The organism is Flavobacterium sp. (genome assembly GCF_028689845.1).
Taxonomy (GTDB): domain Bacteria; phylum Bacteroidota; class Bacteroidia; order Flavobacteriales; family Flavobacteriaceae; genus Flavobacterium.
Window position 1 is genome coordinate 98,420 of sequence record NZ_JAQVCH010000005.1, and the last position, 18,727, is coordinate 117,146.

Here is an 18,727-nt window from a genome sequence, read left to right on the forward strand (position 1 = left end):
TGCATTCGGATTTAAACACTGCTTTTGTGTTTTATAACAGCAAAATTGTTAAAATCTTTAAACTGAAAATTATGAATACAATTGGAACAATCGACTCAAGTCAATCGGATATTTTGATAAAAATGCAACGATCAATCGTGGCCTATTTAGCAGGAACAAGGAATAAATTTAATGGTTTTGTTGAAATGAATAATGAAGAAATTGAAAAAGCTTCTTTGGAGTTTTCATTAAATATAAATGACGATAAAACAAAATTAAAGTCTAAAAACCATCAGCTTAAACTAACTGATTTTCCTGAAATTCAAGAAAATCCGATTATTAGTTTTAAATCGACTTCTTTTCAAAAAGTAAATAAACACATTAATTTTTTAAGAGGAAATTTAACTATTAAAAATGTCACGAAAGTAGTAGAACTAGACACCGAATTTTTGGGAATTAAGGCTCAAAATGGCGTTAACAAAGCACTTTTCGAAGTAACGGGCGACATCAATCAAAATGATTTTGATTTGGCGTTAACCTCAAACACACACAAAGGAATGAAAACAAAAGGGAAGAACATAAAGCTCATCGCTAATTTGGAATTCACCTTTTAAAAAGCACTAAAAATGAAAGAAAAGATTATTGCAAAAGCATCCGATTTGTTTTTAAAACTTGGTTTTAAAAGCATTACTATGGATGATATTGCTAGTGAAATGTGTATTTCAAAAAAAACAATTTATAAATTTTTCGCCAATAAAGAAGTCTTAATTGAAGAAACTACTGCCGCTGTACATGAACAGGTTTATGAATCCATTCATAAAATAACCTTACTAAATTTAAATGCGATTGAAGAGAATTTCGTTATTAAGAAAATGTTTAAAGAGTTGTTTAATTCTGCCGAAGCCTCTCCAATTTTTCAGCTAAGAAAACATTATCCAGAGATTTATGAAAAAGTCATGGCAAGAGAAATTAAAGAATGTAATTTAATGTTTATTCAAAATATTAAAAAAGGTGTTGAACAAGGCTTGTATCGAGAAAATATTAATTTTGTAACCGTTGCTAAATTTTATTACACCTTAATTTTCAATATTTATGACACAGACGTAAGCGAAGAAGAAGCCAAAACCATCGAATATGAAGCACTTGAATACCATATTAGAGCCATCGCAACACCTGCTGGAATTGCAGAATTAGAAAATCAGTTAGAGAAATTCAATCACCAATCTATATAATTTTTTTATGAAACTTAAATTTACGTTATTCCTTTTGTTATTCGGACTAGTAATTAGTGCACAAGAAGGGAAAAAAACCTATTCCTTTTCGTTACAAGAAGCTATTAATCATGCTATAGAGTATAATTATTCTTCTATTAATTCAGGTCGCGATATTGAAGCGGCCAAAAAGAGAAAATGGGAAACTACCGCAGCGGGTTTACCGCAAATCAATGCCTTTGTAGATTATCAAAATAATTTTGTGCTTCAAAAATCGGTTTTGCCAGCGGAAATTGTTGGCGGAAATCCAGGCGAATTTGTTGAATTGGCTTTTGGAACCAAACAAAACATGAACTCTAGAGCGACCTTAAGCCAACTTATTTTTGATGGCTCTTATATTGTAGCATTGCAGGCTTCTAAAACATACCTTGAGTTTTTTGAAAATTCTAAACGCAAAACAGATATAGACGTTAAAGAAATGATTATCAACTCTTATGGAAATGTTTTATTGGCAGAAGAAACGATTGCTATATTGGAAAAAAATAAATCTTCTTTAGACAAAACACTTTTTGAAACCACACAAACCTATGAAAATGGTTTAGCGGAAGAAGAAAGTGTTGAGCAATTAAAAATTAATCTTTCTGCTATTGTAAGTAATTTAAATTATAGCAAAAGACTAAAAGACATTGCCTATAAAATGCTAAAAATCAATCTCGGAATTGAAATTGAAGATGAAATTACACTTACCGACAAATTAGAATCATTGAGTATAAGCAACCTTGATTTAGCGATTACAAACACTGAATTTTCAGCAGAGGATAACATCAACTACAGTTTGAAAAGCAATTTTGTAGAACAACGAAATTTAGAATTAAAATTAGAAAGAAGTAAATATTTACCTTCATTAGGTGCAAATGTTAACTTTGGTTACAATGCCTTTTCTAATGAATTCACTTTTGTAAACCAAGATCAAAAATGGCTTAACTATTCAAACGTAGGTCTAAATCTAAACATACCTATTTTTAGCAGTTTTGCAAGAAGTGCTCGAACACAACAAGCCAAAATTGCTCTTGAAAAAGCCAAAACTGAATTAACAGAAGTGGAGCAAACATTAAAACTGGAATATCAAAGTGCTAAAAACAAATTTGAATTTGATGTAGAACAATACATGACTACTAAAGAAAACCTAAGACTTTCTGAACGTATTGAACGCAAACAACAAATAAAATTTACAGAAGGTTTGTCTACCAGTTTTGAATTTACAGAAGCCCAACGACAATTATACACTTCACAACAAGATTATTTACAAGCTATGGTAAACATTATCAATAGTAGAGCCGCATTAGAAAAAATTACAACGAAATAACTAACGAATATCCTTTAACAAAATGAAAAAAATACTCACTCTAACCGTTTTATCGCTTTTAGTATTAAGTTGTTCTGGCGACAATAAAAAAGAAAATATTGACGCTGTCATCAAATCGAATGATTTAAATAAAATCAAAGCTTCTCGCAAAATTGTTCATGAAGAATACGAAAAAATTGCTGCTGAATTGGCCAAATTAGATCTGGCTATAGCCGATTTAGATCCAAACAAAAAAGTGCCGTTAGTAAGAACAATCGTGGTAAAAGATTCACTTTTTAAACACTATATTGAAATTCAAGGTAATGTAGAAACAAAGGAAAACATCATGATTAGCCCTGAATATTCAGGTGTATTAACACAAGTAAATGTAAAAGCGGGACAACGCGTTAGTAAAGGGCAAGTGTTGGCTAGAATTGACGATGGAGGCATGGGTTCGCAATTGGCTCAAGCTGAAACACAATTGGCTTTAGCAAAAACTACTTTTGAAAAACAAAAAAATCTTTGGGATCAAAAAATAGGTTCTGAAATTCAATTTCTTCAGGCCAAAACGAGTATGGAAAGTCAACAAAAAGCAGTGGCTCAAATCAAATCACAACTTAATAAAACCTTAGTTTTAGCTCCTTTTAACGGAACCATTGACGATGTTCTGATAGAAAAAGGAAAAGTGGTCGCTCCTGGAATGGATTTATTTCGAATTGTAAATTTAAACAATATGTACGTGAGTGCGAATGTGCCTGAAAATTATATTGAACAATTAAAATTGGGTGCTATTGTAGAAGTAAATATGAATTCTATTGGAAAAACTTACCAAGGAAAAGTACGTCAAATAGGGAATTATATCAATCCAAACAATCGAACGTTTAGCATTGAAATCGCTTTGCCTAATCCAGATAATTTATTACGTCCTAATCAAGTGGCCATTTTAAAAATTGAAGATTACACCAATCCAAAAGCAATTATTTTACCAGAGAATATCATCCAAGAAACCGCCGATGGTAGCAAAATTATTTATGTTATTGATCAAACAAAATCTGATAAAAACACTGTTGCAATCCAAAAAACGATTGAAATTGGTTACGCTTCTGGTGCAAATGTAGAAGTAAAATCGGGTCTAAAAACAGGAGAAACCGTAATTACCGATGGTGCAAAAGCCTTAAAAGATGGTGCAGTAGTAGAAGTAATCAATCGATAACTAGTAGTAATAAAAAACGTTATGAGTATCAATATACACAAAAATTTTGCCATATCCACTTGGGCCATCAACAACAAAATGACAGTTTATGTCATTACCGCCATTGTTTTAATTGGCGGATTGATTTCCTATTATTCGATGCCACGGGAGAGTTTTCCCGAAATTATTGAAACCAAAATTTATGTCAGTTCAATCAATCCTGGGAATTCTGCCGAGGATGTTGAAAAATTAATCACGAAGCCATTAGAAGAAGAATTCAACAATATTTCGGGTGTAAACAAAATCACTTCGAACACGTTGGAAGACTACTCTATGATTTTGATTGAATTTGATGAAGCCATCTCTGTAGAAGATGCTAAACAAAAAGTAAAAGACAAAGTCGACCGCGTTAAATCGGACACAGAGTGGCCCACCGTTGATGGCGGCGGAAAAGTAGAGCCCAATGTTTTCGACTTAAATATTGCTGAGGAAGTGCCCATTTTAAACATCAGTTTAACTGGAAATTTTACATCCGAAAAATTAAAGGAATATGCAGAATATCTCGAAGAACGTATTGAAAGATTACCGCAAATAAAAGAAGCAGCTATTCGAGGTGCCGAAGATAAAGAAATCGAAATTGCCGTAGACATGTATAAAATGGCTGCTGCAAAAGTGAGCTTTGACGACATTATCAATGCCGTAAAATATGAAAACAAAACGGTTTCAGGTGGAAGTATTTCAAATAACGGAATCAAGAAAAACATTCGTGTTATTGGAGAAATTAATACTCCCAAAGAACTAGAGAATATCATCGTAAAAAAACAAGATGGAAATGTTTACTTACGCGATATTGCAACCGTTTCCTTTCAAGAAAAAGAACGCACTACTTTTGCTCGTTCGTATGGTGAACAAGTGGTGATGCTCGATATTAAAAAACGAAGCGGAAAAAATATGGTGGAAGCCGTAGAAAGTTTAAAACTGATTGTCGAAAAAGCTCAAGAAAACTATTTCCCCGAAGGTTTATCTATTTCGTATGCGAATGACCAATCCACCAAAACCATTGCACAAGTAGATGATTTAGTAAACAATATCATTTTTGGGGTAATTTTAGTGATTGGCGTTTTAATGTTTTTCTTAGGATTCAGAAATGCCATTTTCGTTGGATTTGCCATTCCTTTATCGATGTTTATGTCGTATATGATTTTAGCCTCATTTGGGGTAACCTTAAACACCATGGTGCTTTTTGGGTTGGTCATGGGACTCGGAATGCTGGTAGATAACGGAATCGTCGTAGTAGAAAACGTCTACACGCTGATGAGTCAAGGCATGTCGCGAAAACAAGCCGCAATTGAAGGAATTGGCGAAATTGCATGGCCAATTATTGCCTCCACTGCAACTACTTTAGCTGCCTTTTTCCCGTTAGGATTATGGCCAGGCACGACAGGAAAATTTATGATTTATTTTCCAATGACCTTATCGGTCGTGTTGTTTTCATCACTTTTTGTGGCATTGATTATTAATGCGATGCTAACTTCTGATTTTATGAAAATAAAAGAAGATGAAATGACCAAAAGAGGCTTAATTCGCCTTTCAGGTTTAGTGGGCGGAATCGGTTTGCTGATGCTTATTGTAGGTTTTGTTACTAAAACGGATGGCCTAAAAGGACTAGGGAACTTAATGCTCTTTTTTGCGGTTATGTTATGGATTTACAAATACTTTTTAATTCAAGCTCAAGACTTTTTTCAAAAAATTATTTTAGTTTGGATGGAAAACAAATACCAAACTTTTTTACAATTTGCTTTAAAAGGGCGGAAACCCTTGTTGTTCTTATTAGGAACTTTTGGAATTTTGATTTTATCTTTTGTTGCAGTAGGAATTGCCAAGCCCAACGTCTTGTTTTTTCCAGAAAATCAACCGAATCAAATTATGGTTTACATTGAGTTTCCTGAAGGAACCGATATCAAAAAAACCAATGAATTCGTTAAAATTATTGAGAAAAAAGTATATGCCATTGCCAACAAATATATAGAAAACGGCGAAAACTATATGGTTGAAAGTGCCATTGCTCAAGTAGGAAATGGTTCAGGAAATCCGCAAACCGATGGCGGTTCAGAAAATGATATGCCGCATCGTGGAAAAGTAACTTTAACCATGCGTGAATTCAAATACCGTAAAGGATTAAATAGTTTAGACGTCATGGAAGAAATTCGTGCTGCCGTGCAAGGCTATGCGGGTGTTTCGGTCATCGTCGAAAAAGAACGAAATGGACCACCAGCAGGTTACCCAATTAATATTGAAATTAAAGGGGAAGATTATAACCAAATGTTGATGGAAGCCGAAAAAATAAGAGAATTCATCAACGAAAAAAATATTGCCGGAATTGAAGAATTGAAAATTGATGTCAATAAAGACAAACCTGGAGTAGATGTAAAGATTGATCTAGACAAAGCAGGACAATTAGGCATCACCTCTGGACAAGTTGGACAAACCTTGCGAAGAGCAATTTTTGGAGAAAAAATATCAACCTATAAAGACGGAAAAGACGATTTTGAAATCAATGTTCGTTTTCCTGAAGCACAACGAAATGATAATAATTTGATTTACAATCAACCCATTACGTTTAGAGACCAAGCTTCTGGAAAATTAATTCAAGTTCCTATTGCTGCGATAACTTCTACGCAAAACTCAACAACTTTTAACACCATTAAAAGAAAAAATCTAAAAAGAGTCATTACAATTTATTCTAATGTCATTACAGGTTATAATGGAAATGAAATTGTCGATAAAATTAAATCGGAATTAAAAGACTATCATATTGACAAAGAGATGAACTTTACATTCACCGGCGAACAAGAAGAACAGTCTAAAAACATGGGATTTTTAGTGAAAGCATTATTAATTGCTTTAGGCGGAATTATTTTAATTTTGGTAGCTCAGTTTAATTCGATTTCGAAACCAATTATTATTATGGTATCGGTTTTATTGAGTTTTGGAGGCGTGTTTTTTGGGATGGTTATTTTCAAAAACGATTTTGTCATCATTATGACGATGATGGGAATTATTTCGCTGGCTGGAATTGTGGTCAATAATGCCATTGTTTTAATTGATTATACGCAGTTGCTCATCGACCGTAAACTAGATGAAAAAGGACTAGATGAAAACGGTTTGCTTAGCAAAAAAGAATACCTTGAAGTAATTGTAGAAGGTGGTCGTTCGCGTTTACGACCTGTTTTATTAACCGCCATAACAACTGTATTAGGATTGGTGCCACTCGCTATCGGATTAAATATCGATTTCTTTAATTTATTTATCAACTATAACCCTAATATTTATTTAGGTGGAGATAATGTTATTTTCTGGGGGCCATTGGCCAAAACCGTTATCTACGGATTAATTTTTGCGACGTTTTTAACGTTAGTCATTGTGCCCGTGATGTTCTTTCTTTTACACAAAGGAAAAATCAAAGTGAAAAAGAAAAAAAAGAAAAATATTGATACTATTGTCACAACAAATTAAAAATAAGACCACGTGAAAACGTGGTTTTTTTTATCTTTCCCAAAAAAATGAAAAAAGCAATCCTTTATATAGTACTTCTGTCTCTTTTTACTAATTGTCAAAAAAAGGAAGAAACAGAGCTAGTTCGCGTAAAAAACCAATATACATTAGCCATTCCTAAATCGATGTCAAAAGTTGATTATTTGCATACAGATGCATCCTTGCAATATCAAAATGCAAATACAGATTTTTATACCATTGTGATTGACGAGCCTAGTGATGATTTTAATACGCTAGTTTTACAAGAAGCCGATTTGAGAGCAACTTATTCACCTGATTTAAAAGGGTATGCTTTGCTTTTAAAAAACAACATTTCGAATACCTTAAAAAAAGGAGCGTTTTCCGCTTTTGAAGAAACTTCCATTAACGGATTGCCTGCTCTACTCATGAATGCCAGCGGAGAAGTAGATGGATTTATTATTTATTATCAATTTGGTTTTGTGAAAGGAAAAGAAACCTATTACCAAATTGTAAATTGGACAGACCTTAAACGCAAAAAAGACCATCAAAAAACAATGGCAGACATTATTTCTTCTTTTAAAGAATTAGGGAAACCCAAAAAGAAACAATCCTAAAAATTAGTAGTATAAACTATAAATAAAGGCCAAAATAAAATTCGTAATCTCAAAATTCATTCTGATTATACTAAAAAATGAACAAAATCTTGAAACAAAATAGTACTTTTGCATCTCAAAATTTTACTTGTTATGTATAGAAGTCACACTTGCGGAGAATTAAACATTTCTCATTGCCAAACAGAAGTTACACTTGCTGGCTGGGTGCAAAAATCAAGAGATAAAGGATTCATGAACTGGATTGATTTACGCGATCGCTATGGTATTACGCAATTAATATTCGACGAAAGTCGGACTGAGAAATCCGTTTTTGACGCTTCAAAATCATTAGGTCGCGAGTTTGTGATTCAAGTAAAAGGAACCGTGATTGAGCGAGAAGCCAAAAATAAAAACATTCCCACAGGAGAAATCGAGATTTTAGTAAAAGAACTTACTATTCTCAATGCATCGCAATTACCACCATTCACCATTGAAGATGAAACCGATGGTGGCGAAGACATTCGAATGAAATACCGTTACTTAGATATTCGAAGAAATCCTGTTAAAAACAGTTTGATTTTTAGACATCGGGTTTCGATGGAAGTCCGCAATTATTTATCAAAACAAGGTTTTTGCGAAATAGAAACGCCTTACCTTATCAAATCAACGCCAGAGGGAGCAAGAGATTTCGTCGTTCCTAGCCGAATGAACGAAGGACAATTTTATGCTTTGCCTCAGTCGCCACAAACCTTCAAACAATTGTTGATGGTGGGCGGAATGGACAAATATTTCCAAATTGTAAAATGTTTCCGTGATGAAGATTTACGAGCCGATCGTCAACCCGAATTTACTCAAATTGATTGCGAAATGGCGTTTGTGGAACAAGAAGATATTCTAAATGAATTTGAAGGATTAACCCGTCATTTACTAAAGGAAATAAAAGGGATTGAGGTTGACAAATTTCCGCGAATCACCTATGATTACGCCATGAAAACCTACGGAAATGACAAACCAGATATTCGGTTTGAGATGAAGTTTGGCGAATTAAACGCGGTGACTCAACACAAAGAATTCCCTGTTTTCAATGCAGCTGAATTGGTCGTTGGAATTGCTGTTCCGGGTTGTGCTTCGTATTCTAGAAAAGAAACTGATGCCCTTATCGATTGGATTAAACGGCCGCAAATTGGTGCCAGCGGAATGGTTTATGTCAAATATGAACTAGATGGAACCTTAAAATCATCGGTCGATAAGTTTTATGACGAAGCCGATTTAAAAAAATGGGTCGAAATTACCAACGCCAAACCGGGTGATTTAATTGTAGTGCTTTCGGGTAATGCCGATAAAACTAGAACTCAATTATCTGCTCTTCGTATGGAATTGGCCACACGCTTAGGCTTGCGAAAACCTGATGAATTTGCTCCGCTTTGGGTCGTTGATTTTCCATTATTAGAATGGGATGAAGATTCAAAACGTTATCATGCCATGCACCATCCGTTTACTTCGCCAAAACCAGAAGACATGAAGTTAATTGAAACCGACCCTGGGAAAGTACGTGCCAATGCCTATGATATGGTCTTAAACGGAAATGAAATTGGTGGTGGCTCAATACGAATTCACGACCGCGATTTACAAAGCAGAATGTTTTCATTATTAGGTTTCACACCAGAACAAGCCGAAAATCAATTTGGCTTTTTAATGAATGCATTCCAATTTGGAGCTCCGCCTCACGGTGGATTAGCTTTTGGTTTAGACCGATTGGTCGCTATTCTAGGCGGACAAGAAACCATTCGTGATTTTATTGCTTTCCCAAAAAACAATTCGGGTCGCGATGTCATGATTGATGCTCCCTCTGCTATTGACGAAAGTCAATTGAACGAACTACACATCAAATTAGATTTATCTTAATATGAAATACGTTATCCGCATCTTGTTTTTCATCATCCTCGGATTGATTGGCTATGGCTATTATATCAAACAAAATGAAGGGCCAGATGGCGATAAATGGATTGGTATTGGCATCTTACTCAGTGCCTTAGTGCTTATGCCTATTTTTTTATGGTATCGTTATAAAAATAAGAATTTAGAGGACTATATGTTTAAATTCGATAAAAAAAACGAGGAAAACACTGAAAATCAATAATTTTCATAAAAAAAGAATACTGATTTTATATTTGTATTATTTTATAGATTACCTTTGGCCATTATTAATTATTTTTTTATTACACAATGCGTACAGGTACAGTAAAATTTTTCAATGAATCTAAAGGTTACGGTTTCATCACAGATGAAGAAACTGGAAAAGACATCTTCGTTCACGCAACTGGAATCAAAGCTGAAGAGCTAAGAGAAGGTGACCGCGTTTCTTATGAAGAAGAAGAAGGTAGAAAAGGTAAAGTAGCGGCTCAAGTAGCTGTGATCGAATAATATATATTATTTAGATTACCGAATGAATGTTAACGTCTCGAGCAATCGAGACGTTTTTTTTATGTTAACCCGCACGAATAGGTCGCCCTGTTTCTGTAAAATCAACACCAATGAACTATCAATTCCGAAAAGCCGAATTAACAGAAGCACCAGAAATTTGGACAATTCTACAAAACGCTATTCTTCGTAGAAAAGCCGATGGTAGCAACCAATGGCAGGATGGTTATCCTAATCCTGAAATTGTTGAAACAGATATTAAAAAAGGCATTGGTTATGTTTTAGTAGAACAAAACAAAATCATTGGTTATTGTGCCGTTTTGATTAATGACGAACCAGAATACGCCAATCTTCAAGGCGAATGGAGAACCAATACTGACTTTGTAGTTTTTCATCGTGTTGCTATTGCAGCAAGTCATTTGGGTAAAAATTTATCTAAAAAAATCATTGCTTATTTAGAAGAATTCGCACGAGCAAATAAAATTTATAGCCTAAAAGCCGATACCAATCACGATAACTTTGCCATGATGGCTATTTTTGAAAAAGCAGGATTTGTTTTCTGCGGCATCGTCCATTTTAGAGGTAGCCCAAGAAGAGCTTATGAAAAAGTACTTCTGTAAAACGGATAGGTCGCGAGCTGTCCGCACTACAGAATCTTATCAACATTAACATTCGTTCGCTTTCTAAAAAAACAATAATCTACTAACTTTACAACATGTATGCTCTAGTAGATTGTAATAATTTTTATGCCTCGTGCGAACGAGTTTTTCAGCCTCAATTAAACGGAAAACCCATAGTAATTCTGTCTAATAACGATGGCTGTATCATTTCGCGGAGCGACGAAGCGAAAGCTCTCGGCATTCCGATGGGAGCTCCCGAATTTAAATTCCGAGACCAACTTAAACAACATAATATTACTGTTTTTTCATCCAATTATGCTTTGTATGGCGACTTGAGTAGTCGCGTCATGGCAATTTTAGGACAATTCACACCAAATTTAGAAGTGTACAGCATCGACGAAGCTTTTCTGAATTTTGACGGTATGAAAATTGACGATTACCAGCAGTATGGCTTAGAAATAAAAAAACGCACCTTGAAATGGTTGAGTATTCCTGTTTCGGTTGGCTTTGCTCCCACCAAAGCCTTGGCCAAAGTCGCCAACAAAATTGCACGAAAATTTCCCAAAGAAACACTCGGCAGTTATGTGGTGGATAGTGATGAAAAACGCATCAAAGGTTTAAAGTGGACCAAAATTGAAGATGTTTGGGGGATTGGTTTTCGGCTTTCTAAAAAAATGAAAGCCCAGCTTATTTTCACGGCTTATGATTTTACGTTACCTCATCACGAAGCATTTATTAAAAAAGTAATGGGCGTGGTGGGAGTTCGGTTGCGGTATGAACTTTTAGGCCAATCGGTTTTGGAGCTGGAAGAACCAAAAACCAGAAAAAATATTGCCATTACTCGAAGTTTTGATGGAAATATCACCACTTTTGATGAAATGAAAGAACGGGTTTCCACTTTTGCAACCGTATGTGCCGAAAAACTGCGAAGTCAGCAATCGTGTTGCCATCAAATCACCCTTTATTTACGAAAAGATCATTATAAAATCACCAGCGACCGTTATCATTTTTATCAAACCGAAACCTTGCCGTTTGCAAGCAATTCAAGTCTTACGCTAAGCAATACAGCCATAAAAATGCTCAAAAAATTGTTTAAAGAAGGCGAGATTTATAAAAAAGCTGGGGTTATTGTAGGGCAGCTCATTCCGCAAGACCAAAAACAATTTCAGTTGTTTGACGAAGAAAATCCGAAACATCAAAAATTAATGCAAGTCATGGATGCCCATTATAAAAAAACGGGCGAACGTAAAATTAGGCTTGGCAGTCAAGATTTGCAACGTACCTGGAAAATGAAACAAAATCATTTATCACCCAAATACACGACAAATATTCGAGATATTATGAAAGTGAAAGTGGGATAATGTATTAATTTGTAAATTTAAAAATTAATTATGACCAAAAACAAACTTACTTTTTTTCTTCCTGATTTAGAAAATCCGATAGAACTTCCGTTCATTACGGCTGGAATTAAAGCTGGATTTCCTTCGCCAGCGGCAGATTTTGATGAATCCAAAATTAGTTTGGATGCCGTTTTGGTCAAAAATAGAGATGCTACTTTTTATGCAAAAGCAGCTGGAACCTCCATGATTGGAGCCGGAATTGATGATGGCGATATTTTAGTTATCGACCGAAGTTTAGAGCCGCAAAACAACAAAGTAGCCGTTTGTTTTTTAGATGGCGAATTTACCGTAAAACGGATTAAAGTCGCTAAAGACAAGGTGTTTCTCATGCCCGAAAACAAAGATTTCGAACCGATTGTAATCACCGATGAAAACCAACTGATTATATGGGGAATTGTGACCTATGTGGTAAAAAAAATGTAATAGAAGCGAACAACTACCAAAATAGTTAATGTGAAACTATTTCTTTCTTGAAAATTTTCTTAAAAGCCATTACAACAAAAACACAAACTAAACCCACAATTAAACCCAATAAGAATTCGACAATCCAACTAGGCATAAAATCAAAATAATGATGTAAAAAAGGAATTTGATGTGAAAATATTCCACCAGAAACAAACAACAAGGCAAGTGTTCCTACTACTGCTAAAAATTGAATAACCTTAGGTAAAGCTTTTACTAAAAACGTTCCTGTTTTATGAAGTAAATTATTTCGACCTCCACTCCATTGTATCAATTTATAACCCGCTTCGTCCATTCGAACAATTAATGCCACGATGCCGTAAACACCAACTGTTGCAATAAAAGCAACAACACTTACCACCATAACTTGTGTCCAAATATCTTGGCCCATGACTGCCCCTAAAGCAATAATAATGATTTCAACCGAAAGAATAAAATCAGTTAAGATTGCTGATTTTATTTTAGCTTTTTCTAAAACTAAAATTTCTGCTTCCGATAATTCTTCAAAAACTTCCACTTTTTTTTCAATAGGATGCGGGAAGAAATATTCATATATTTTCTCGGCTCCTTCATAAGCCAAATAAAGTCCACCCAAAATTAAAATAACATTAATTAGCCAAGGAATAAATGCTGTAAGCAAAAAAGCAATTGGAAGAATAATGATTTTATTGAGGGCAGATCCTTTAGTTATTGCCCACAAAACGGGTAATTCTCTCGAGGAAACAAACCCAGATGCTTTTTCGGCATTTACCGCTAAATCATCACCTAAAATTCCAGCTGTTTTTTTTGCCGCAATTTTACTCATTGATGCCACGTCGTCCATTAACGTTGCAATATCATCTAATAACGCAAAAAAACCTGAAGCCATTTATTTTTGATTTAAGATACAAAAATACAATTGTCAATTTTTCTTAATGTTAAAATAAAGAAAAAAGTTTTGCTCCATAAAAGCTAATAAAAAAGCATCAAGATAAACAGAGCAGGAAGAATTTTGATAATTAAAAAAAGACTATCAATCTATATGTCAAAAAATAAAAAAGACCCCCTTCCGCAAACCACTGACCAGAAGGAGGTCAACCACTAAATTATATCTAACTTTATAATTAAGGATTTTAATATTTAAAAAACACAGTACAATTGCATACTAAAGAAATCCCAAATCTATTAAATAAGCCTTTTTACCTTTTTTTTTAGTTTTATCCCACCTTTCTTTATTCTGAGTAAAAAGCACGTTAAACCATTTATTTTTATTCATCATATCCTGTATAGCCTGTTTGAGGGTTAGTAACTCCTTTATATTTTAATATTAGACTCTTTGATAAATTTCTTAATTCTAATATTTCTTTTTGAGTATAATACTTTTCTTGAAATGCTGTTGCATCAGCAGATAAAGCCGAGCCCAAACTCCAAAAAGCATCTATAGCAAACGTCACTCCGCTAACTTTAAATGATTTAGATATAATTCCTGAAGACCCACTAACTACTAAAAATTGGCCACCGTAATTTACGATAAATTGGCTCATACTAAAAGAATCAAAATCATATAAAGGAATCCATCTGCCATTAAAAAAATGATAAGTTGTATTGTCCTGTACTAAAATTTGACCCTGTTTACCATTCATTAATATCCAATTTCCTCCAACTAAAACATAAGTATTACCATTCGAAGATTTGTGCACTGAATATTCTTTAACAGATTTACTTGATGGACAACCTTCACAACTCCCATTTGAATTGGATTCTAAATATTCTTTAAATAATTCATTTATCTCATTAGAAATTTTTATTTCTGTTTCTTTTTGTTCAGTTAGTGCACGATAATCTATTTCTTCTTCTTTTTTATCTTCAACCTTATCATCAGGAATCATTCCATCAGGATCCGTAAATCTTAAAGGGTCATTGTAGGCGTAATTATAAGGCTACCATCTTCTTGATTGTTCCGCTAGCGGGTCAATGTTCATCCATCTACCAATTGCAGGGTCGTAATTTCTAGCTCCATAGTCGTAGAAGTTAAGCCCCAACTCATCCTGCCACTCCTTCCCATTGTATTTATACTGATACGCCTTTGTAAAACTTTACTAGGAAATAAAAAGCACCTTAACTTAATTCAAATAAGAACGTCCAACTTCATTTTCCAACAAAACGAAATTAAGAGTAATCTTAAAATATTCCTATTAAATTTAATTAAAATAAATTTGGTCAATGTTAACTTTTAAGATAACTTTGCAACATGATTAGGAAAATTATATTTCACAATAACCACTTTATTGAATTTTACCAAAATCAAGATGATAAGGTAAAAACTAAAATTCAATATGTTTTAGAATTGATAAAACAGGTTGATAGAGTTCCTGAAAAGTTTTTAAAGCATTTGACAGGAACAGATGGTCTTTATGAAATACGAGTAGAATATCAGTCAACTATTTATAGAATATTTTGCTGTTTTGATGAAGGTAAATTGGTTGTTTTATTTAATGGGTTTCAGAAGAAAACACAGAAAACACCAAAGGGAGAATTGGAAAAGGCAATAAGTTTAATGAAAGAATATTTTGAACTAAAAAAACAAGTAAGATGAAAAAGTACGAAAACATAAAATCATTTGATGAGCTAGTTGATGCTGAACATGGTAAAATTGGAACAGAAAGTAGAAATGATTATGAGGAAAACTCTCAGATGTTTATCATTAGCGAGATGTTAAAAGAAGCTCGTAAAGAAGCTAAAATGACTCAAGAGCAACTTGCTGAAAAAGCAGGAACTAAAAAAAGTTATATTTCTAAACTTGAAAATGGTAGAGGAAATATTCAACTTTCTACATTAATCAGAATTTTTGAAATCGGATTGAATAGACGAATCGGATTAACTTTCTTATAATAGAAATGATTATCATTTTGAGCATTCCCCAAAAAAAATTAGACACCATTTAGGGCATATTCAAGACGGTTCGTCTTTTTGTTTTAATTTTTGTTTATAAATTGATTTACAAATGGTTAAATTGTGGATTTTGGTTCATCACTAACTATGGAAGATTACCGCTTTTCATAGGAACTCTTTACGGATGTATCATCCCTATTATCAATTACATATACAGCACGTGTAAGTCTTATTTCATTGGTTATTATTCTATCTCCTTTACTTCCATCTTTCAAAACACCGCCTTTGGCTATGATAATTTCATCTTTTATAATACCATTAAAATAATGTAGTCCCAGCTTATCAAACTTTATATCATATAAAGGGATTAGTCTATTTGTTTCCGCTACAAAAGTATCTGTAACCATTTTTTTCAAAAGTTTGTTGTCTTCAATTGGCTTTTTTGTTAACCAAAAAGAATACTCAAGAAACCTTGCTTTTTGATAATCACTTAAACTTGTAGTAATTGTATCGAAATTGCTTTTAAAACTAATTTTCCCATCATAACTTTCATTAACATAAACTGTATCAGGAAAAATAAATTTTATGTCTTGATAAGCTGATTTTTGAGTTACTTCAACATCTTTTCTGCATGAAATACAAAATATTATGAATATTGAAAATACTATTTTTTTTGTCATATTTATTGTTTCAATAGTGAATTAATTCTTTCTTTTAGCTCCTTTTTATCTTTAACTACTTGTTGTTGTGCTCTCTTTTCACTTTGTTGATTCATTCTTTCAATGGTAGATACTTGTGATGGTGCAACAGTTGTATCATTTGTGGATACATGAAGTCTAGGTTCATTTAGTCCAACATTGCCTGACGAAGACCAAGTTTGTTTATCAATGGTCACGTTTTCATTCTGCTCTGGTTTATTAGTTTCGCTTACACTACCATTTTTACTTGATTTATCTCTATTGAGTTCAACTGCATCACCAACTCTGTCTAACGCATTTGCTGCATTTTCCAATTTAGAACCATTACCGGGTCCTGGTCTATAAATTTTTCCAATTGTTTCAGCTCCAGATCCATCTACCGTTTCTGGATTCCTACCACCTGGTTTCATTAAACTTTTATCTCCTGTTGCACCACCTTTGTCATTAGTAAAAGCAATACCTCCCGATACATCAATTTTAAAATTGGAAACTGATTCTTTAAAATTATTTATAGCATCACTAGTAGACTTTTTTGCCTCATTATATTTCTTACTTATAGTATTTCCCATACTAGTAAAAGCACTTTTAACATATCCTGGAAAATCAGGCCACATTCCGTCAGGGTCTTGAAAATAAACAGGATTATTAAAACAATAATTATATGGTGACCACCTGCGACCTTGCTCTGCAAGTGGGTCGGTTTGCCAAAATCTACTTATTGCAGGGTCATAAACCCTATTATCGTAATCGTAAACATTAAGCCCCAACTCATCCTGCCACTCCTTCCCATTGTACTTATACTTATACTCCAATGGTTTTCCATCAGTAGGCGGTAATATTCTAAGTTTTAAAAGTTGGGTGATGGGGTCGGTTTCTTTGGTGTACTTTCTAATATCGCTGTTGTAGTTGGTGTGTTTTAAACCATCCCGAATGGTCGGGAGGATAATAGTGATTCTCTTCCAGTATTTTAAGAACGTTTGATTTGAATTATCTTTTACCAAATATATTAAAATATTACGCAAAGTAGTGAGACATTTACGGAGCTTTTCATTGAACATTTTTCAAAATCAGATTATTATTACCTATATGAAATTGCCAAATTCTCCACCACTAACTCTGACCCGAGCCGAAAGGCGAACTGAGCGAAGCTAAATACGTGGCGTCATTTTTCTTCATTACATTCATTTTAAGTGATTTTCAAATGTAAAAAAGGCAAACTTTACAGCTTGCCTTTTTGGTTTGAATTTTATTTAAAGATTTATTTACAAATGGTTAAAATTTGAAAATAGGTTTATCACTTATTATGGAACATCACTAAAATACTTAATCTGAAAAATTATCTCAACAGTCTGGGAACAATTTATAAATACCACTGTTCAACATCTTCTCGAAATAGGCATCAACATCTTTTTGGTAGTCATCAATTGGAATTTTATCCCATCCATAAGGAGTAACTTCTAAGCTATCTGGTACTGGACAATTTGAAAACAAAACCGACTGTTCTATATTTTCTTTATTAAATGCAATAAAATATTTTTTCCCTAATTCAGGCTTTAAACCATGATATAATGTTTCTGTTTCATAAATTTTATTATCATAATAAAATTTTATCTTTATGGTATTATCCATTCTACCTCCTGAATATTTTACAGGAATTGCAACTGCATGCTGAATATTTTTTTTTATGGCACAATTTTTAAAATGATTGTAAGTAAACCCACCAATACAAATAATTATTATTAAAATAATAAATGCTAAAATATTTTTATGCTTTTTATTTGTTTCCATCTTGCTTTATTATTTCGTTCATTAAAATATCTCCACTATTTAATAATCCATTCAAGGGTACACCACCCAAGCTATTCAAAGCGTTTCCAGGTGTCACACCTGTTCCTAAACCCATCATAATATAGCCTGTTGTAACGTCTCTTAAAGTGCTTGGAATAGTTTTATTGCCAATAAATGGAGATTGAAAACCCTTTTCATCAAAATTAAAAAGTGCCATTCCAGCTGGTTTAATTGCTTGCACAAGACGACCCCCAGGAGCTCCTGCAATTAAAGCATCCGCACAGTCAACATTACCCCAGCTCCACGAAGTCTTCTCTTTAAAACTATGCACTGTGCTCTGCGATGGTCTCCTGACCTCGCAGCGACCAACTCGTAACCTTGCTTCCAATTAAATTAATAGGAATCATAACGTTGTCAATTATTTAAATTTAACACATCTACAATTGGATGATCAGCTTTTTCAATTATTATCAACCCATTATCATTTATATAATTGGAAACACTGGAATAAATATAATGCGATGCTTTTTCAACCAAACCGGCACGAACAGGGTTCAAGTGAATATAATCTAATTTCGACCACATGAATTTTGTTGTATAAATTTCTTCCGGATGATTGCCATATTGCCAA

20 protein-coding genes and 2 pseudogenes are annotated in these 18,727 nt (G+C 33.6%); 14 read left to right on the forward strand and 8 right to left on the reverse strand.

The genetic code is table 11. From position 1 onward, the window contains the following. The first annotated feature begins 71 nt into the window (after positions 1-71). From PHR76_RS03655 to umuD, 12 genes are all read left to right on the forward strand, one after another. Positions 72-593, forward strand: coding sequence for a YceI family protein (locus PHR76_RS03655; RefSeq protein WP_300058661.1), 522 nt, complete (start codon positions 72-74; stop codon positions 591-593). Positions 594-605: 12 nt separating this feature from the next. Continuing rightward, positions 606-1,211 carry a TetR/AcrR family transcriptional regulator gene (locus PHR76_RS03660; protein ID WP_300058663.1) on the forward strand — a complete coding sequence of 202 codons (606 nt, stop codon included), beginning with the start codon at positions 606-608 and terminating at the stop codon, positions 1,209-1,211. Between the two features lie 7 nt (positions 1,212-1,218). Next, on the forward strand, positions 1,219-2,556 hold the full coding sequence (locus PHR76_RS03665; protein WP_300058665.1) for a TolC family protein: 1,338 nt from the start codon (positions 1,219-1,221) through the stop codon (positions 2,554-2,556). Positions 2,557-2,578: 22 nt separating this feature from the next. Then, on the forward strand, positions 2,579-3,748 hold the full coding sequence (locus PHR76_RS03670) for an efflux RND transporter periplasmic adaptor subunit (protein ID WP_300058667.1): 1,170 nt from the start codon (positions 2,579-2,581) through the stop codon (positions 3,746-3,748). Between the two features lie 21 nt (positions 3,749-3,769). Next, complete coding sequence (locus PHR76_RS03675) at positions 3,770-7,243, forward strand: efflux RND transporter permease subunit (RefSeq protein ID WP_300058669.1); 3,474 nt, start codon at positions 3,770-3,772, stop codon at positions 7,241-7,243. A 47-nt stretch (positions 7,244-7,290) separates the two neighbouring features. Then, a complete protein-coding gene (locus PHR76_RS03680) occupies positions 7,291-7,857 on the forward strand; it encodes a hypothetical protein (protein ID WP_300058671.1) in 567 nt (188 codons plus the stop codon). A 132-nt stretch (positions 7,858-7,989) separates the two neighbouring features. Further along, on the forward strand, positions 7,990-9,741 hold the full coding sequence (gene aspS, locus PHR76_RS03685; protein ID WP_300058673.1) for an aspartate--tRNA ligase: 1,752 nt from the start codon (positions 7,990-7,992) through the stop codon (positions 9,739-9,741). A 1-nt stretch (position 9,742) separates the two neighbouring features. Continuing rightward, positions 9,743-9,976, forward strand: a complete 234-nt coding sequence (locus PHR76_RS03690) for a hypothetical protein (protein ID WP_300058675.1) — start codon at positions 9,743-9,745, stop codon at positions 9,974-9,976. Positions 9,977-10,062: 86 nt separating this feature from the next. Further along, entirely contained in the window at positions 10,063-10,260 is a 198-nt protein-coding gene (locus PHR76_RS03695; protein ID WP_129462785.1) for a cold-shock protein, read from the forward strand. Between the two features lie 110 nt (positions 10,261-10,370). Next, positions 10,371-10,877, forward strand: a complete 507-nt coding sequence (locus PHR76_RS03700) for a GNAT family N-acetyltransferase (RefSeq protein WP_300058678.1) — start codon at positions 10,371-10,373, stop codon at positions 10,875-10,877. Positions 10,878-10,972: 95 nt separating this feature from the next. Continuing rightward, complete coding sequence (locus PHR76_RS03705) at positions 10,973-12,238, forward strand: Y-family DNA polymerase (protein WP_300058680.1); 1,266 nt, start codon at positions 10,973-10,975, stop codon at positions 12,236-12,238. Between the two features lie 30 nt (positions 12,239-12,268). Beyond that, positions 12,269-12,700 carry a translesion error-prone DNA polymerase V autoproteolytic subunit gene (gene umuD, locus PHR76_RS03710; RefSeq protein WP_300058682.1) on the forward strand — a complete coding sequence of 144 codons (432 nt, stop codon included), beginning with the start codon at positions 12,269-12,271 and terminating at the stop codon, positions 12,698-12,700. A 25-nt stretch (positions 12,701-12,725) separates the two neighbouring features. On the opposite strand, the gene PHR76_RS03715 is transcribed toward umuD, so the two are convergent. From PHR76_RS03715 to PHR76_RS03725, 3 genes and pseudogenes are all read right to left on the reverse strand, one after another. Continuing rightward, positions 12,726-13,607 carry a DUF808 domain-containing protein gene (locus PHR76_RS03715; RefSeq protein WP_300058684.1) on the reverse strand — a complete coding sequence of 294 codons (882 nt, stop codon included), beginning with the start codon at positions 13,605-13,607 and terminating at the stop codon, positions 12,726-12,728. Between the two features lie 379 nt (positions 13,608-13,986). Further along, the gene (locus PHR76_RS03720) at positions 13,987-14,607 is read right to left on the reverse strand and encodes a hypothetical protein (protein WP_300058686.1); all 621 of its coding nucleotides are present in this window, start codon (positions 14,605-14,607) and stop codon (positions 13,987-13,989) included. Positions 14,608-14,658: 51 nt separating this feature from the next. Beyond that, positions 14,659-14,787, reverse strand: a pseudogene (locus PHR76_RS03725) (RHS repeat-associated core domain-containing protein); the annotation flags it as partial. 182 nt (positions 14,788-14,969) lie between these two features. Between PHR76_RS03725 and PHR76_RS03730 the strand changes: the two are divergent. Both PHR76_RS03730 and PHR76_RS03735 read left to right on the forward strand, forming a co-directional pair. After that, positions 14,970-15,314, forward strand: a complete 345-nt coding sequence (locus PHR76_RS03730; protein ID WP_300058688.1) for a type II toxin-antitoxin system RelE/ParE family toxin — start codon at positions 14,970-14,972, stop codon at positions 15,312-15,314. Beyond that, positions 15,311-15,610: a helix-turn-helix transcriptional regulator gene (locus PHR76_RS03735; protein ID WP_300058690.1), complete on the forward strand. Its 300-nt coding sequence runs from the start codon at positions 15,311-15,313 to the stop codon at positions 15,608-15,610. The genes PHR76_RS03730 and PHR76_RS03735 overlap by 4 nt, the downstream gene beginning before the upstream one ends. Positions 15,611-15,765: 155 nt before the next feature. Here PHR76_RS03735 and PHR76_RS03740 read toward each other — a convergent pair whose 3' ends face one another. From PHR76_RS03740 to PHR76_RS03760, 5 genes and pseudogenes are all read right to left on the reverse strand, one after another. After that, the gene (locus tag PHR76_RS03740) at positions 15,766-16,290 is read right to left on the reverse strand and encodes a hypothetical protein (RefSeq protein ID WP_300058692.1); all 525 of its coding nucleotides are present in this window, start codon (positions 16,288-16,290) and stop codon (positions 15,766-15,768) included. Positions 16,291-16,292: 2 nt separating this feature from the next. Then, a complete protein-coding gene (locus tag PHR76_RS03745) occupies positions 16,293-17,366 on the reverse strand; it encodes an RHS repeat-associated core domain-containing protein (protein ID WP_300058694.1) in 1,074 nt (357 codons plus the stop codon). A 283-nt stretch (positions 17,367-17,649) separates the two neighbouring features. Continuing rightward, the gene (locus tag PHR76_RS03750) at positions 17,650-18,096 is read right to left on the reverse strand and encodes a hypothetical protein (RefSeq protein ID WP_300058696.1); all 447 of its coding nucleotides are present in this window, start codon (positions 18,094-18,096) and stop codon (positions 17,650-17,652) included. Then, positions 18,083-18,427, reverse strand: coding sequence for a hypothetical protein (locus PHR76_RS03755; protein ID WP_300058698.1), 345 nt, complete (start codon positions 18,425-18,427; stop codon positions 18,083-18,085). The genes PHR76_RS03750 and PHR76_RS03755 overlap by 14 nt, the downstream gene beginning before the upstream one ends. An 83-nt stretch (positions 18,428-18,510) precedes the next feature. Beyond that, positions 18,511-18,727 (reverse strand): annotated as a pseudogene (locus PHR76_RS03760) (transposase); the annotation flags it as partial.

What these genes read in the sequence shown, in the direction of transcription:
- PHR76_RS03655 (WP_300058661.1), top strand. Translation starts at nt 72, where the DNA reads ATGAATACAATTGGAACAATCGACTCAAGTCAATCGGATATTTTGATA.
- PHR76_RS03660 (WP_300058663.1), top strand. Translation starts at nt 606, where the DNA reads ATGAAAGAAAAGATTATTGCAAAAGCATCCGATTTGTTTTTAAAACTT.
- PHR76_RS03665 (WP_300058665.1), top strand. Translation starts at nt 1,219, where the DNA reads ATGAAACTTAAATTTACGTTATTCCTTTTGTTATTCGGACTAGTAATT.
- PHR76_RS03670 (WP_300058667.1), top strand. Translation starts at nt 2,579, where the DNA reads ATGAAAAAAATACTCACTCTAACCGTTTTATCGCTTTTAGTATTAAGT.
- PHR76_RS03675 (WP_300058669.1), top strand. Translation starts at nt 3,770, where the DNA reads ATGAGTATCAATATACACAAAAATTTTGCCATATCCACTTGGGCCATC.
- PHR76_RS03680 (WP_300058671.1), top strand. Translation starts at nt 7,291, where the DNA reads ATGAAAAAAGCAATCCTTTATATAGTACTTCTGTCTCTTTTTACTAAT.
- aspS (WP_300058673.1), top strand. Translation starts at nt 7,990, where the DNA reads ATGTATAGAAGTCACACTTGCGGAGAATTAAACATTTCTCATTGCCAA.
- PHR76_RS03690 (WP_300058675.1), top strand. Translation starts at nt 9,743, where the DNA reads ATGAAATACGTTATCCGCATCTTGTTTTTCATCATCCTCGGATTGATT.
- PHR76_RS03695 (WP_129462785.1), top strand. Translation starts at nt 10,063, where the DNA reads ATGCGTACAGGTACAGTAAAATTTTTCAATGAATCTAAAGGTTACGGT.
- PHR76_RS03700 (WP_300058678.1), top strand. Translation starts at nt 10,371, where the DNA reads ATGAACTATCAATTCCGAAAAGCCGAATTAACAGAAGCACCAGAAATT.
- PHR76_RS03705 (WP_300058680.1), top strand. Translation starts at nt 10,973, where the DNA reads ATGTATGCTCTAGTAGATTGTAATAATTTTTATGCCTCGTGCGAACGA.
- umuD (WP_300058682.1), top strand. Translation starts at nt 12,269, where the DNA reads ATGACCAAAAACAAACTTACTTTTTTTCTTCCTGATTTAGAAAATCCG.
- PHR76_RS03715 (WP_300058684.1), bottom strand. Translation starts at nt 13,607, where the DNA reads ATGGCTTCAGGTTTTTTTGCGTTATTAGATGATATTGCAACGTTAATG.
- PHR76_RS03720 (WP_300058686.1), bottom strand. Translation starts at nt 14,607, where the DNA reads ATGATTCCTGATGATAAGGTTGAAGATAAAAAAGAAGAAGAAATAGAT.
- PHR76_RS03730 (WP_300058688.1), top strand. Translation starts at nt 14,970, where the DNA reads ATGATTAGGAAAATTATATTTCACAATAACCACTTTATTGAATTTTAC.
- PHR76_RS03735 (WP_300058690.1), top strand. Translation starts at nt 15,311, where the DNA reads ATGAAAAAGTACGAAAACATAAAATCATTTGATGAGCTAGTTGATGCT.
- PHR76_RS03740 (WP_300058692.1), bottom strand. Translation starts at nt 16,290, where the DNA reads ATGACAAAAAAAATAGTATTTTCAATATTCATAATATTTTGTATTTCA.
- PHR76_RS03745 (WP_300058694.1), bottom strand. Translation starts at nt 17,366, where the DNA reads ATGTTCAATGAAAAGCTCCGTAAATGTCTCACTACTTTGCGTAATATT.
- PHR76_RS03750 (WP_300058696.1), bottom strand. Translation starts at nt 18,096, where the DNA reads ATGGAAACAAATAAAAAGCATAAAAATATTTTAGCATTTATTATTTTA.